Origin of the sequence: Streptosporangium sp. NPDC004379, assembly GCF_042873875.1 — a bacterium.
Taxonomy (GTDB): Bacteria; Actinomycetota; Actinomycetes; order Streptosporangiales; family Streptosporangiaceae; genus Streptosporangium.
Genome location: NZ_JBIAMC010000001.1, coordinates 400,689 through 414,142, shown reverse-complemented (window position 1 = coordinate 414,142; position 13,454 = coordinate 400,689). Strand labels below are relative to the sequence as shown.

The window sequence follows — 13,454 nt, the reverse complement described above, 5'->3', positions numbered from 1 at the left end:
GCGCCGGGGCGCCGGAGCGCGTCAGCGGTAGGTGTGCTCGGCGGTGGGGAACGCCCCGCCGGTCACCTCGTCGGCGAAGGCGCGGACCGCCCGGTCCATCTCCCCGGCGAGATCGAAGTACTTCTTGACGAACTTGGCGGGGCGGGGGGTCAGGCCCATCAGGTCCTGCCAGACGAGGACCTGGGCGTCGGTGGAGGGACCGGCGCCGATGCCGATGGTGGGGATCGACAGCGACCGGGTGACCCGCTCGGCGAGCTCGGCCGGGACACACTCCAGGACCACGGCGAAGGCCCCGGCGTACTCCAGGTCCTTGGCGTCGGACATCAGCTCGTCGCCGGCCTGGCCGCGGCCCTGGACGCGGTAGCCGCCGAAGGTGTTGACCGACTGGGGGGTCAGGCCGAGGTGCGCCATGACCGGGATGCCCGCCGAGACCAACATCTCGACCTGCGGCAGCACCCGCCGGCCGCCCTCCAGCTTGACCGCGTGGGCCCCGCCCTCCTTCATGAAGCGGGCGGCCGTCTCCAGCGCCTGCTGGGGGGACGCCTGGTAGGAGCCGAACGGCAGGTCCGCCACCACCATGGCCCGCGACGACCCGCGCACCACGGCCGCGGTCAGCGGCAGCAGGTCGTCCACGGTGACCGGCAGCGTGGAGTCGTAGCCGTACACGACCATGGCGGCCGAGTCGCCGACGAGCAGCACCGGGATCCCGGCCTCGTCGAACACCTTCGCGGTCATCGCGTCGTACGCGGTGACCATCGGCCACCTCTCGCCGCGTTCCTTGGCGGCGGCGACGTCGCGGACGGTGACCCTTCGTCCCGCCTGGCCGCCGTACAGGGCGGTCGGCCGGCTCGTGACGGAAGAGGACATGGGAGCCTCCCTGTGAAGTCTCGAGGCGCCCCAGTGGCGTCCCCGGACGTCTTCGATGATTGCACGCGCTCCGGAAGGTGCAACACCCCTGCCCCGCCGGGTAATCCGGTGGCGATTCTGTCGGGGGCATAGGACAGAATGCACCCGGAGGTAAGCAATAAAAATGGTCATCGAACCTTACCGTCGCCTGTTCGCGCTTCCCGGTGTCCGAACGCTGCTGCTGGTGGGCATGATCGCCCGCATCCCGTCCACCGCGACGGGCATCACGCTGACGTTGCACATCAACAACACCCTCGGCCTGGGATGGCTGGAGGCGGGCGGGGCCGGCGCCGCCACGACGGTGGGGATGGCGGTCGGGTCGCCGCTGGCCGGGCGGTTCGTCGACCGGTACGGCCTGCGCCCGGTGCTGGTGGTGACCACCTTCGCCCAGCTGGCCTTCTGGTCGTCGGCGTGGGCGCTGCCGTACCCGGTGCTGGTCGTCGCCTCGGTGGTGGCCGGGCTGCTGGCCCTGCCGGTGTTCAGCGTGATCCGGCAGTGCCTGGCGGCCATGGTCCCGCCCCACCAGCGCCGGATCGGCTTCTCCCTCGACTCGATCATGGTCGAGCTCTCCTACATGGCCGGGCCCGCCCTCGGCGTCCTCGGCGTCACGCAGCTGGGCAGCGCGTGGACGATGTGCGCCGTCGCGATCGGCCTGACCGGCTCCGGCGCGGCCCTGATCCTGCTGAACCCGCCGACCCGCTCGGTCGAGGAGCTCTCGGCCCCGGCGGAGCGGGTCCCGCGCCGCCGCTGGCTGACCCCCGGCGTCGTCGCGCTGCTCGGCACCGCCGCGGCGGCGACGTTCGTGCTGACCGCCAGCGAGCTGGCCCTCGTGGCGACGATGAAGCACGCCGGCGACACCGCGTGGAGCGGCCTGGCCATCGGGGTGTGGTGCCTGTACTCGCTGGTCGGAGGCTTCGTGTACGGCATGCTGCCCCGGGGGGCCTCGCCGCTGGTCCTGATCGGCGGGATGGGCCTGCTCACCGTGCCGGTGGGACTGGTGAGCGGCGACTGGTGGTGGCTGCTGCTGGCGCTGCTGCCGTCCGGCCTGCTGTGCGCGCCGGGGCTGTCGTCCACGGTGGAGGGCCTCAGCCGCCGGGTCCCGGCCGCCGCCCGGGGGGAGGCGATGGGCCTGCACGGCACGGCGCTGCTGATCGGCGGCGCCGCCTCGTCCCCGATCGCCGGGGCGGTCATCGACCACGGCGGGCCGGGCTGGGCCTTCGCCGCCGCCGGGCTGGTGGCGGCGGGGATGGTGCTGGTCGCGCTGCCCTTCTGGCGGCGGACGCCGGACGAGGCGGTCCCGGAGGAGCGGCCGGTGGCGGCCGCCGTGTGACGCGTCGCCGCCCCGGGACGGCGGCTCGCGGGGCGGTCCGGGAGCGGGCCGGGGCGGCGGTCCCGGCCCGGCGGGCGGGTCCTTCCGGGCGGCCCTGACTCCGGCCCTGACTCCGGCCCGGCTCCGGCCGGCTCCGGCCCGGAGTCAGGGGCAGCTCCGGGCCGGGATGTTTCCGGTGGATTGACATCCGGTAAATACGAAACGAAACGGTTGCGTATCGGAACGCCGAGCGATACGGTCGCGTTGCGAAACTCAAGCGTATCGAAAACGGGGTCTCATGGAACCGCAGCTCGGCCACCCGAGGAGATGGCAGGTCCTGGGAGTGCTGGTCTTCAGCCTCCTGGCCGTCGTCCTCGACAACACGATCCTCAACGTCGCCCTCAAGACGATCGCCGACCCGCAGGAGGGTCTCGGCGCGACCCAGAGCCAGATGGAATGGGCGATCAACTCCTACACGCTCGTCTTCGCGGGCCTGCTGTTCACCTTCGGGGTCATCGGCGACCGCACCGGCCGCCGGCGCATGCTGATGATCGGCATGGCCCTCTTCGGCCTCGCCTCGCTGGCCAGCGCCTACTCCCAGGACCCGGGCCAGCTCATCGTGGCGCGGGCGTTCATGGGGATCGGCGGCGCCGCGATCATGCCGGCGACCCTCGCCATCATCTCCAACGTCTTCCCGCCGCAGGAGCGCGGCAAGGCGATCGGCGTCTGGGCCGGCGGCGTCGGCCTCGCCGTGGCGATCGGCCCGATCACCGGCGGCCTGCTGATCGAGCACTTCTGGTGGGGCTCGGTCTTCCTGGTCAACCTGCCGATCGTCCTGATCGCCATGGTGCTCATCGCCCTGGTCGTGCCCGAGTCGCGTGACCCCAGGCCGTCCAGGCTCGACCCGATCGGCGTCCTGCTGTCCGTCGTCGGCCTGGTCGTCCTCACCTACGGCATCATCCGGGGCGGCGAGCTGGCCACCGTCGCCAGCGCCGAGGTGCTCGTCCCGACGCTTCTCGGCGTGGCCGTACTGGCGCTCTTCGTCTGGTACGAGCGCCGCATCGACCACCCGGCCTTCGACGTCACCTACTTCCGCGACGCCCGCTTCGCCACCGCGGTCGGCCTGGTCGGCATCGTGTTCTTCGCGATGATGGGCGCGATGTTCTTCCTGGTCTTCTACCTGCAGATCGTCCTCGGCCACACCCCGCTGCAGGCGGGCGCGCTGATGATCCCGTTCGCCGCCGCCCAGCTCATCTTCGCCCCGCTCAGCCAGCGGATGGTCCGCCGCTTCGGCGGCAAGCCGACCGCCACCCTGAGCATGCTCGTCGTGGCCGGCGTGCTGGCCTCCTACGCGCTGATGGACCAGAACACGCCGCTCGTGGTCATCGAGATCGTCTTCTTCGTCCAGGGCGCGGCCATGGCCAACATCATGCCGCCGGCGACCACCGCGATCATGGAGGCTCTGCCCCGGGAGAAGGCCGGCGTCGGCTCGGCCATGAGCAACACCGTCCGGCAGGTCGCGGGCGCGCTCGGCGTGGCGCTGCTCGGCTCGGTGCTGTCGGCGACCTACCGCGACGAGATCGCCCCCGCGCTGGCCGGGCTGCCCGAGAGGCTCCGGGAGGTCGCGGGCGAGTCTCTGACGGCCACGATGGGCACGGCCCAGAGCCTCGGCGCGCGCGGCGCGGCCCTGGTGGACCCCGCCAAGGCGGCCTTCCTGGACGGCATGCACGTCACCGCGCTGGTCTCGGCGGCGATCGCGCTGATCGGCGCGCTGGTGGCGCTCAGGTGGCTGCCGTCCGGCGACGGCGGCGCGGCCGCTTCCCCCGCTTCCTCCGCCGTCCCCGACTCCGCAATCGGGGAGGGGGATCTCGGCAGGAAACCGGCAGTAGTGTAGACGTGCGATGAGCACGACTGACGAGACGCGAGCGGCCCGCCCGGCGGGCCGTCCCCGCAGCGCCCGGGCGGAACAGGCGATCATCGACGCCACCCTCGGCCTGATCGGCGAGGGCATGAACATCGCCGAGCTGTCGATCGAGGCGATCGCCGCCCGGGCCGGGGTCGGCAAGACCACCATCTACCGGCGCTGGGCCAACAAGGAAGACCTGTGCGTCGACGCCCTGGCCCGGCTCAAGTCGCCGCTGCCGGAGCTGCGGGGCGACTCGGTCCGCGAGGACCTCGTCGCCTACCTGGAGGTCGTCGTGCGCGACGCGTGCGACGCGCGCAGCCGGTGCGTGATGAGCATCGTGATGAACGACGCCGAGCGGCACCCGCGTCTCGTCGAGCGGATCCGCAAGGCCACGATCGAGCCGCGCCGGGAGGTGCTGGCCGGCGTGCTGCGACGGGGCATGGCCACCGGTGAGATCCGCGCCGACCTCGACCTGCCCGTCGCGATGGCGGCGCTGATCGGTACCGCCATGTGGTACATGCGGGACGCGAGGTCCGGCGGGTCCGAGGAGCTGGCGACCGGCATCGCCGAGCGGATCGTCGACCAGCACCTGGCCGGTCTGGCCCCCGCCGTCTGAGCCCGGCCCCGGACAGGGTCCGGAAAACGGGTCTGGGCAAAAGATGAACATTGTTCTACTCTCGCGGCCATGCGTCCGTTACGCGGGGCCGCGACCGTCGTCGCGCTGGCCCTCGTCCTGTTGCTTCCCGCCTCCGCGGCCCTCGCCCACGAGGAACGCCCCGTGAAGCTCCCCGACGGCACGGGCAGCGTCCCGGTGCACCGTACCGGGGAACCCGACCTGCTGGTCTGCAAGAGCGACCGCGCCGACTTCGAGAGGCGGATCGCGGACTTCCCGGCCGACCTCAGGCGGCGCAACCTGGAACTGTTCGACCGCTGCCAGAAGCAGGGGTACCGCCACCTGCAGGAGGCGGTGGACAAGGTGGACCGGCCCGGGACGGACATCGCGATCCTGCCCGGCGTCTACCTGGAGGAGCCCAGCCTGCCGGAACCCACCGGCGCCTGCGCCCGCCTGCCCGCCCGCTGGTCGGCCTGGGGCTACCAGATCCTCTCCTACGAGCAGCAGCGGCAGTGCCCGCACAACCAGAACCTGGTCGCCATCCTCGGGATCAAGGACCTGCAGATCGAGGGCACCGGCGCGAAGCCGACGGACGTGATCATCGACGCCCAGTACCGGAAGCTCAACGCGATCCGCGCCGACACGGCCAACGGGATCTACTTCCGCAACTTCACCGCCCAGCGGACCACGTTCAACTCGATCTACATCCTGGCCGCCGACGGCTTCGTCATCGACACGATGCTCACCCGCTGGAACGACGAGTACGGCTTCCTGACCTTCGCCAGCGACCACGGCCTCTACACCGACTGCGAATCGCACGGCAACGGCGACTCCGGGCTCTACCCGGGCAGCGCCTCGGACATCAACGACGGCCGGGGCCACGACGTGCCGCGCCACTCCATCGAGATCCGGCGCTGCAGGAGCCACGACAACATGGTCGGCTACTCGGGCACCGCGGGCGACTCGGTGTACGTCCACGACAACGAGTTCTACGACAACATGGGCGGCGCCTCGATGGACAGCGCGTTCGCCGGGCACCCGGGCCTGCCACAGAACCACGCCCGCTTCGAGCGCAACCGGATCCACGACAACAACCGGGACTACTACCGGTACGTCGCCGACGGCACCTGCGCCAGGCCCGCGGCCGAACGCGGCTACGAGCGGGGCGTCGTCTGCCCGCAGATCGGCATGCCCCGGGGCACCGGGATCATCACCGCGGGCGGCAACTGGAACGTCTTCCGTGACAACTGGATCTGGGGCCACGAGTCCGCGGCCTTCGACCTCCTCGCGGTGCCCGCCTTCATCCGCGGGGAAGGCGCCCTGGGCAAGCAGTTCGACACCTCCCACCACAACCTCTACGAGGACAACCACCTCGGCGTCACCCCCGAAGGCGCGAGCCGCCCCAACGGCGCCGGCGTCTCGTGGGACGGTCAGGGCACCGGCAACTGCTGGCAGGACGACGCCGGCCCCTCCACCCCGTGGGCACTGCCCGCCTGCGGCTCCGCCGGACCGTCCCGGATCCTCGGCGAACCGGTCAAGGTCGCCAAGAGCTACCTGTGCAACGACTACAGCATCCGCGAGCGGCGGCTCCCGGCGGGCTGCGAGTGGTACGGCGCGGCGGGCCCGGCCAGGGTCGAGGTGCAGCTCGCCCTCGCCGGCTCCCTCGCGCTCGGCCTGGTCGCGGTCCTGCTCCGGCGCCGCGCGCTGCGCTCCCGGGCCGGCCTGGCCGTCACGGTCATCGGGATCGCGGGCCTGACCCTGGACGTCCTCGGCGCGGCCTACGGATACACCCTCCTGCCCGCCGCCGCCCTGGCGCTGATGGGAGCGTGGTGGACGGGTGCGGGCCTGCTGTGGACCGGCAGCCGGGGGTTCGGCCGGTTCACGGTCGTGCTCGGAGTCCTCGCCCTGGCGGACGCCTTCGACAAGGCGGTCGTGATGATCCCGCTCCTGCCGGTCGGCCCCGGCTGGATCCGCGGACTGCTGTGCGGGGTCTGGATCCTCTGGGCCGTCGTCCTGCTCGCCCGCAGGCCGGGCCGTACGGCGATCCCCGCCGGGGAGGCGCCCGCGTGAGGCGTTCACCGTCCGCCCCGGGGGCGCGGGCCCGTCCCGCCCCGGCTCAGGAGACCCCGGGGGAGTGGGCCCGTCCCGCGCCGGCCTCGGAGACGCCAGAGACACCGGAGACGCCAGAGACCCCGGGGGCGCGGTCGGCGCGTCACCGGGGAAATCCGTCATCGGGGCTGCGGGCGGCGGCGGCCGTGGGCGCCTGCCTGCTGCTGGCCGCCTGCAACGTCTCCACCGGTCACCACAACCCCGGCACCGACCACAGCGTGGCCACCGCGCCCCCGCCGTACGACGCCTACGGCGCCCCCGAGGGGCCGACCGTCGAGATCAGGGTCGCCGGCGGCCGGGTGACCCCGCCGCCGGGCCGCGTCGAGGCCGCCAGGGGCCAGGCGATCCGCCTGGTCGTCACCTCCGACGTCGCCGACGAGCTCCACGTCCACGGCTTCGACCTCACCCGCCGCCTGGAGCCGGGCCGGCCCGTCACCCTCGACGTCGTCGCCGACCGCGTCGGGCTGTTCGAGGTCGAGACCCACGAGTCCGGCCTCGTCCTGACCCAGCTCGTCATCCGATGACGGGGATCCTCGCCCACGTCACGGCCGGGCCGCCGATCAACCATGCCGACGGGGTCCTCGCCCATGCCGTGGCCCTGCCGTCGGCCCGCCACGCTGCCGCCGGGATCCTCGCCCACGGCGTGGGAAGCAGGCACGACCTGCCGATCCCGCTGTTCTACGCCTTCGCCGGGGCGTTCGCGGCACTGTTCGCGTCGTTCCTCGGGCTCGCCCTGCTCTGGGCCGACTCCCGGTTCCGCGGCGGGACGGCCGGGCGGCCGGTACGGCTCCCCGAGGGGGCCCGGACCCGATGGGCGCTGCGGATCATCGGGCTGGCGGGGGCCGCCTTCACCGCGGCCTGGATGCTCCTCGGACCCGGCGACCCCGGCCGGAACCCGGCCGCCCACCTGGTCTACGTCGTCCTCTGGACGGGACTGATCCCGGCGTCGCTGCTGCTCGGACCCGTCTGGCGGCTCCTCAACCCGCTGCGCACGATCCACCTGCTGCTCGGCGGCAGGGACAGGGGGCCCGCGCCGTTCGGCTACCGGCCCGCCGCGCTCGGCCTGACCGCCTTCGCCTGGATGGAACTGGTCTCGCCGGCCCCCGCCGCACCGGTCACGCTGGCCGTCTTCCTCACCCTGTACGGCGCCGCCCACCTGGCCGCGGCCTTCCGGTACGGGACACGGTGGTTCGACCGGGCCGACGCCTTCGAGGTCTACTCCGCCCTGATCGGCCGCCTGTCACCCCTGGGCCGCAGGGACGACGGCAGGCTGGTCCTGCGCAACCCCCTCGACGGGCTCGACGGCCTGCGCCCGGCCCCTGGGCTGGTCGCCGTCGTGTGCGTGCTGCTCGGCACCACCGGATACGACGGGTTCTCCGACTCCCCGTGGTGGGTGAACCTCCTGCAGGCCGGGCCGCTGGGCCGTACGGTCACCGGGACGCTCGGCCTGCTCACCGCGATCGGCCTCGTGGCGGCCCTCTACCGGGCCTGCACCGCCGCGGCCGGCCTGATCGGCCGGGCCGGACGGGTCGGGAACGGAGCCGCCGTACCCGTGCCGTCCGGAGGAACGGGAGACGCGGCGGGTGGCGGGGACGGAGTGGTCGGCACGTCCGGAGCGACCGGCAGGAGCGGAGCGACCGGAGGAGAGGATGCGGCCGGGGGAGTCGGGGTGACCGGGGGGCGCGGCATGGCCCGTATGTTCGCCCACTCGCTGGTACCCGTCGCCGTCGGCTACCTGATCGCCCACTACTTCTCGCTCCTCGCCATCGAGGGCCAGCGGGCGGTCATCCTCTCGTTCGGCCTGGACCGGACCGTGGATCCGGACGTGGTGGGCCCCGGCACGATCGCCTCCGTCCAGGTACTGGCCATCGTGACCGGCCACGTGCTCGGCGTGGTCACCGCCCACGACCGCTCCGTACGGCTCTTCCCTCCGGAGCGGGCGGTCGCCGGGCAGATACCGCTGCTGGTCCTGATGGTCTGCTACACCATCGGGGGGCTCATCCTGCTGTTCGCGGCATGATGGACGCCGTGGGATCCTCCGTACGCAGAAACCCGGTCCAGCAGCGCAGCGTGGAGCGGGTGAACCAGATGCTCGACGCGGCGGCGGCCCTGCTCGACGAGGGCGGCTACGACGCGCTGAGCACCCGGGCGGTGGCGGCCCGCGCCGAGGTGCCGATCGGCTCGATCTACCGCTTCTTCCGCGACAAGCGCGGCCTGGCCGACGCCCTGGCCCGGCGCAACCTGGAACGTTTCCTGGCCCGGATCGAGCGGCGGCTCACGGGGACGGTGGACCGGCTCGACATGGTGGACCTGGTGGTGGACGAGTACGTCGAGATGAAACGCACGGTCCCGGGCTTCGCGGTCATCGACTTCGGCGAGAACCGCGCGGTGGCCGATTCCCTCGCCGGCTACCTCGCCGATCGGCCCCTCTCCGGCGCGGGCGACCTGAACCGCACCCTCCTCATCGCCGTCGAGGCCGCCGACGCGCTCCTCAAGCTCGCCTTCCGCGAGTCTCCCGGCGGCGACCCCTCCTACATCACCGAGACCAAGCTCCTCCTCCGCGCCTACCTGGAACGCGCCCTGCCTCACTGACGGAGCCCGCCGGAGAACGGCAGTCTCGTCTTCTCCGGTGAACTCGAGACGTGGTGAACCAGGCGATGCATAGTGCTCCTGAGGTGCTTCACAAGACGTGGATGTGCGATCACCGTGAGGCCGGGCGCACTTGATGGGATATCCCGCGAAGCGCCTAGAGAGAACATAAGTACTTGACGTACTTGACGTACTTGATATTCCAAGGGAGGATCGGATGGGAGGTTCAATGACGACCCTGCACTACGACACCTATACCGAGGCGCGCGCTCATCTGAAGGATCTTCTGGATGCGGCCGAGCGTGGGCAGACCGCCACCCTCCGTCGGGACGCGGTCAGAGCTGCCGTTGTGGATGCAGAGCGTCTGCGGAATTTCCTGGCCACGGTGACCCCGTCCCGTGCTGAGGTGGTGTCCGAAGATGATGGTTGGTCTGTTTTCATTCCCGGACTTCCGGTGGCGGCGGATGGCGCTGACTTCAATGCGGCGATCAACGAGATGATCGATGCTCTCCGCGAGTACGCCGAGGACTGGCAAGATCATCTTCTTGACGCGCCCAATCACCGGGACAACTGGGGACTGGTCCAGTTGATCGCCCTTAGCGATGACGATGAACTCCGTCGCTGGCTGACAGGGCAGGCGGCGTGATCTGGCCTTCGGCTACCAGGGAAGATCACGAGAAGTTCTGTCTGGCAGAGGGATGGACCAGTGTCCGTGACGCGCGGGGCCGTTCAGGAACCCACCACGTGACCTATGAACTTCGCCTTCCGGACGGCCGGATCCTGCGGACCAGGATCTCTCATCCGCCTGATCGCACTTCCTATGGCCGCAACCTCTGGGCACACATCCTTCGGGACCAGCTCAACGTTTCCGAGGAGGAGTTCTGGAGATGCGTCAGGGAAGGGGAGAGTCCGGACCGCGGTATACCTGCCGCACCGGCGGAGACGCTTCCCGCCGATCTCGTCCACTTGCTGATCGCGCGGGTCGGTCTTACCGAGGCGGAGATCATGAAGATGACCAGGGAAGAGGCCATCGCCAGGCTGCACACCTTCTGGGCCGATGGAACGTGACATTTAGGTACTGAGCCATCTCCACGCTCACTCCAGGAGAGCAGTCAGACGCTTGGGGGCGACGATCCGGTAAGCGTCGATGATGATCTCGGCGACCTCCGCCCAGTCCTGCGGGACGTCGAGATAGACGCCGAGCCAGCCCCGGTGGCCGACGTACGGCGGGCGGAAGAAGCGCCCGGGGTCCTGCGTGATCAGGACCTCCTGCACGCCGGGAGGGGCGGCGCACCAGAAGGCGAGCCGATCGCCGTGGTGGTGGTCGGCATACATCACGAACGTCTTCTTGTCCCGGATGAACCAGGTCGGCTCGCCGTGGCTGAGCCGTTCGGTGGTCTCGGGCAGCGCCAGGCAGAGCCGGCGCAGGGACTCCAGCGGATCGTCATCCATGATCGGACGGTACTTCACCGGGGGAGAGGGCGCGGCTTCCGGTACTTCGTCTCAGAAGGGCACGTGCCGCTTCCCTCCGGCGAGACCGGTCGGGGAGGCGTGCGGTGGAGCGCTGAGGACCGACCAAGGGTCAGAGGTCGAGCTCGCCGAGTTTGACGCCGCCGACGAAGGCGTCCCATCCGGCCCGGGTGAGGAAGAGCTTGGGGCCGTCGGGGTCCTTGGAGTCACGGAGGACGTGGAGGGGGCCGGTGCCGGATCCGGGGGCGTCCACGACGGCCACTTCGACGCATTCGCCGCCGCTGGAGCCGCTGAGCGAGGACTTGCGCCAGGCGGCGCCGGTCAGGTCTGCTGCCACTTCGTCATCACCTTCGCGATCAGATCGGCGCTGGCCTGCGCGGGCAGGGCCACCGAGCGGATTGCCTCGTATCTCTTGCAGAGCACCGCTACGTCACGCGGGTGGTCCGTCACATGTCCTACGGCGGCGGACTCCACGAACACACTATCCAGGCTTCCTTCGACGCCCGCAATGAAGAAACCTCCTTCCATACCGGCGATCGCGCCTCCGGTCGCGCCCGCGCCCTTCGGCACGACCTGGATGGAGACGTGCTTACGCTCGGCCGCGGCGAGCAGCGCCGCGAGCTGGTCGCGCCCGGTCGTCCACCCACATGGCGGGGCGCCCATGCGGCCGGCCACCCACACAGCCAGACGTCCACCCGTTACCCCGGCCACCCGCCCGCCACCGGGCTTCCGGTCAGCGGGCCTGTTCGCGCCAGGCGTTGGTGATGGGGAGGCGGCGGTCGCGGCCGAAGTTCTTCGGGGTGATCTTCGGACCCGGCGGGTACTGGCGGCGCTTGTACTCGGCGACGTCCACCAGGCGGATGACCCTGGCCACCAGCTCCGGGTCGTGGCCGACCGCGACGAGCTGGGCCGAGCCCATGTCGTTCTCGACGTAGTCGCCGAGCAGCCGGTCGAGCACGTCGTACGGCGGCAGGGAGTCGGTGTCGCGCTGGCCGGGCCGCAGTTCGGCGCTCGGCTCCTTGGAGATGGAGTTCTCCGGGATCGGCGGCCGGTCGAAGCCGTACAGGAAGTCGCCGGAGGTGCCCGCCTGGGCGTTGCGCCAGCGGGACAGCTCCCAGACCTGGGTCTTGAGCACGTCCTTGATGGGAGCGAAGCCGCCGGCGGAGTCGCCGTAGAGGGTGGAGTAGCCGACCGCCAGCTCGCTCTTGTTGCCGGTGGTGAGCACCAGGTGGCCGTGCTCGTTGGACAGGCCCATCAGGATCATGCCGCGCACCCGGGCCTGGAGGTTCTCCGCGGCCAGGCCGGACAGCTCGATCTCCTTCTCGAACGCCTCGACGATGTCGGCGATCGGCACCTCCCGGGCGTTGATCCCCTGCCGGTCCACCAGCTCCCGGGCGTCGCTCAGCGAGTGCTCGGAGGAGTAGCGCGAGGGCAGCATGATCGCGTGGACCCGGTCGGGGCCGACGGCGTCGGAGGCGATCGTGGCGGTCAGCGCCGAGTCGATCCCGCCGGACAGGCCCAGAATGACCGACCGGAAGCCGTTCTTGGCGACGTAGTCGCGAAGCCCCAGCACCAGGGCCGAGTAGATCTCGGCGAGGTCGTCCAGGCGCGGCGCCACGGAGGGGGGCTGCGGCGCGTAGGGCTCGACGGGGAACGCGGCCAGCTCCACCCGCTCCACCGTGATCACCGTGCCGTCGTGGGCGTCCACCTGGAACGTCCCCAGCCCGCCGTACCGGGCCTCCGGCAGTTCCAGGTCGGTGACCAGGAGCTCCTCGGAGAACTGCGCGGCCCGCGCGACGAGCTCGCCGGAGGCCGAGACGATGATCGAGTCGCCGTCGAAGACCAGCTCGTCCTGCCCGCCGACCTGGTTGGCGTAGGCGAGGGCGCAGCCCGCCTCCCGCGCCCGCCTCGCGACCAGCTCCAGCCGGACGTCGTCCTTCTCCTTCTCGTACGGCGAGGCGTTCGGCACCACCAGCAGCCCGGCTCCGGCCTCGGCCACGACCGAGACGGGCCCGCCGTCCTGCCAGAGGTCCTCGCAGACGGCGATCGCCACGTCCACCCCGTGCAGGCGGAAGATCGGCAGGCGATCGCCCCGCACGAAGTAGCGGTACTCGTCGAAGACGCCGTAGTTCGGCAGGTGGTGCTTGGCGGTCCTGGTGACGACCCGGCCGCGGTGCAGCAGCGCGGCGGCGTCCAGCGGGGCGCCCTTGGGCTGTCCGATCCGGGGCGCCAGGTCGGCCCGGTCGACGTAGCCCACGACCACCGGGATCTCGCCGAGGCCCTCGTCGGCCAGCCGCCGGGCGGCGTCCTCGACCGCGGCGATCGACGCCTCCACGAACGAGCTGCGCAGCACGAGGTCCTCGGCCGGGTAGCCGGTCAGGAACATCTCGGTGAAGACCACCAGGTGCGCGCCCCGGTCGGCGGCGCGCCTCGTCCACTCGACGAGCCTGTCCGCGTTGCCGGCGAGGTCACCGACGACGGGGTCGGTCTGGGCGAGGGCGATACGGAGTTGAGCCACGTCCCCACCCTATTCCCGGCTTCCCGGGAGGCGG

14 protein-coding genes are annotated in these 13,454 nt (G+C 71.4%); 9 read left to right on the top strand and 5 right to left on the bottom strand.

Features of this window, described 5'->3' with window-relative positions; translation table 11 throughout:
• Window positions 1-21: 21 nt before the first annotated feature.
• Entirely contained in the window at window positions 22-867 is an 846-nt protein-coding gene (gene panB, locus ACFYSC_RS01735) for a 3-methyl-2-oxobutanoate hydroxymethyltransferase (RefSeq protein WP_362940566.1), read from the bottom strand.
• Between the two features lie 163 nt (window positions 868-1,030).
• Here panB and ACFYSC_RS01730 point away from each other — a divergent pair, with 163 nt between their 5' ends.
• The 9 genes from ACFYSC_RS01730 to ACFYSC_RS01690 all read left to right on the top strand — a co-directional run bounded on the left by ACFYSC_RS01730 (window position 1,031) and on the right by ACFYSC_RS01690 (window position 10,500).
• Window positions 1,031-2,236 (top strand): MFS transporter, encoded by a 1,206-nt coding sequence (locus tag ACFYSC_RS01730; protein ID WP_389955183.1) that lies wholly within the window; start codon window positions 1,031-1,033, stop codon window positions 2,234-2,236.
• A gap of 277 nt (window positions 2,237-2,513) precedes the next feature.
• Window positions 2,514-4,109: an MFS transporter gene (locus tag ACFYSC_RS01725; protein WP_389955180.1), complete on the top strand. Its 1,596-nt coding sequence runs from the start codon at window positions 2,514-2,516 to the stop codon at window positions 4,107-4,109.
• 7 nt (window positions 4,110-4,116) lie between these two features.
• Window positions 4,117-4,737 carry a TetR/AcrR family transcriptional regulator gene (locus ACFYSC_RS01720; protein ID WP_389955179.1) on the top strand — a complete coding sequence of 207 codons (621 nt, stop codon included), beginning with the start codon at window positions 4,117-4,119 and terminating at the stop codon, window positions 4,735-4,737.
• Between the two features lie 69 nt (window positions 4,738-4,806).
• Window positions 4,807-6,804, top strand: coding sequence for a right-handed parallel beta-helix repeat-containing protein (locus ACFYSC_RS01715; RefSeq protein ID WP_389955177.1), 1,998 nt, complete (start codon window positions 4,807-4,809; stop codon window positions 6,802-6,804).
• A 185-nt stretch (window positions 6,805-6,989) separates the two neighbouring features.
• The gene (locus tag ACFYSC_RS01710) at window positions 6,990-7,367 is read left to right on the top strand and encodes a hypothetical protein (RefSeq protein ID WP_389955174.1); all 378 of its coding nucleotides are present in this window, start codon (window positions 6,990-6,992) and stop codon (window positions 7,365-7,367) included.
• The gene (locus ACFYSC_RS01705) at window positions 7,364-8,863 is read left to right on the top strand and encodes a hypothetical protein (RefSeq protein ID WP_389955171.1); all 1,500 of its coding nucleotides are present in this window, start codon (window positions 7,364-7,366) and stop codon (window positions 8,861-8,863) included. The genes ACFYSC_RS01710 and ACFYSC_RS01705 overlap by 4 nt, the downstream gene beginning before the upstream one ends.
• Window positions 8,863-9,435 (top strand): TetR family transcriptional regulator, encoded by a 573-nt coding sequence (locus ACFYSC_RS01700; protein WP_389956298.1) that lies wholly within the window; start codon window positions 8,863-8,865, stop codon window positions 9,433-9,435. The genes ACFYSC_RS01705 and ACFYSC_RS01700 overlap by 1 nt, the downstream gene beginning before the upstream one ends.
• Window positions 9,436-9,661: 226 nt before the next feature.
• The gene (locus tag ACFYSC_RS01695; protein WP_389955169.1) at window positions 9,662-10,078 is read left to right on the top strand and encodes a prevent-host-death protein; all 417 of its coding nucleotides are present in this window, start codon (window positions 9,662-9,664) and stop codon (window positions 10,076-10,078) included.
• Window positions 10,079-10,176: 98 nt separating this feature from the next.
• Complete coding sequence (locus ACFYSC_RS01690) at window positions 10,177-10,500, top strand: cytotoxic translational repressor of toxin-antitoxin stability system (RefSeq protein WP_362940542.1); 324 nt, start codon at window positions 10,177-10,179, stop codon at window positions 10,498-10,500.
• Window positions 10,501-10,527: 27 nt separating this feature from the next.
• On the opposite strand, the gene ACFYSC_RS01685 is transcribed toward ACFYSC_RS01690, so the two are convergent.
• The 4 genes from ACFYSC_RS01685 to ACFYSC_RS01670 all read right to left on the bottom strand — a co-directional run bounded on the left by ACFYSC_RS01685 (window position 10,528) and on the right by ACFYSC_RS01670 (window position 13,420).
• The gene (locus ACFYSC_RS01685) at window positions 10,528-10,884 is read right to left on the bottom strand and encodes an MmcQ/YjbR family DNA-binding protein (RefSeq protein WP_389955166.1); all 357 of its coding nucleotides are present in this window, start codon (window positions 10,882-10,884) and stop codon (window positions 10,528-10,530) included.
• A 130-nt stretch (window positions 10,885-11,014) separates the two neighbouring features.
• Window positions 11,015-11,239, bottom strand: a complete 225-nt coding sequence (locus tag ACFYSC_RS01680) for a DUF397 domain-containing protein (RefSeq protein WP_389955163.1) — start codon at window positions 11,237-11,239, stop codon at window positions 11,015-11,017.
• Entirely contained in the window at window positions 11,224-11,565 is a 342-nt protein-coding gene (locus ACFYSC_RS01675; RefSeq protein WP_389955160.1) for a Scr1 family TA system antitoxin-like transcriptional regulator, read from the bottom strand. The genes ACFYSC_RS01680 and ACFYSC_RS01675 overlap by 16 nt, the downstream gene beginning before the upstream one ends.
• Before the next feature lie 70 nt (window positions 11,566-11,635).
• Entirely contained in the window at window positions 11,636-13,420 is a 1,785-nt protein-coding gene (locus ACFYSC_RS01670; protein ID WP_389955157.1) for an NAD+ synthase, read from the bottom strand.
• Between the last annotated feature and the right edge of the window lie 34 nt (window positions 13,421-13,454).

Coding starts and splice junctions, on each gene's coding strand:
- ACFYSC_RS01700 (WP_389956298.1), top strand. CDS start 8,863: ATGGACGCCGTGGGATCCTCCGTACGCAGAAACCCGGTCCAGCAGCGC.
- ACFYSC_RS01725 (WP_389955180.1), top strand. CDS start 2,514: ATGGAACCGCAGCTCGGCCACCCGAGGAGATGGCAGGTCCTGGGAGTG.
- ACFYSC_RS01685 (WP_389955166.1), bottom strand. CDS start 10,884: ATGGATGACGATCCGCTGGAGTCCCTGCGCCGGCTCTGCCTGGCGCTG.
- ACFYSC_RS01695 (WP_389955169.1), top strand. CDS start 9,662: ATGACGACCCTGCACTACGACACCTATACCGAGGCGCGCGCTCATCTG.
- ACFYSC_RS01715 (WP_389955177.1), top strand. CDS start 4,807: ATGCGTCCGTTACGCGGGGCCGCGACCGTCGTCGCGCTGGCCCTCGTC.
- ACFYSC_RS01675 (WP_389955160.1), bottom strand. CDS start 11,565: ATGGGCGCCCCGCCATGTGGGTGGACGACCGGGCGCGACCAGCTCGCG.
- ACFYSC_RS01730 (WP_389955183.1), top strand. CDS start 1,031: ATGGTCATCGAACCTTACCGTCGCCTGTTCGCGCTTCCCGGTGTCCGA.
- panB (WP_362940566.1), bottom strand. CDS start 867: ATGTCCTCTTCCGTCACGAGCCGGCCGACCGCCCTGTACGGCGGCCAG.
- ACFYSC_RS01705 (WP_389955171.1), top strand. CDS start 7,364: ATGACGGGGATCCTCGCCCACGTCACGGCCGGGCCGCCGATCAACCAT.
- ACFYSC_RS01720 (WP_389955179.1), top strand. CDS start 4,117: ATGAGCACGACTGACGAGACGCGAGCGGCCCGCCCGGCGGGCCGTCCC.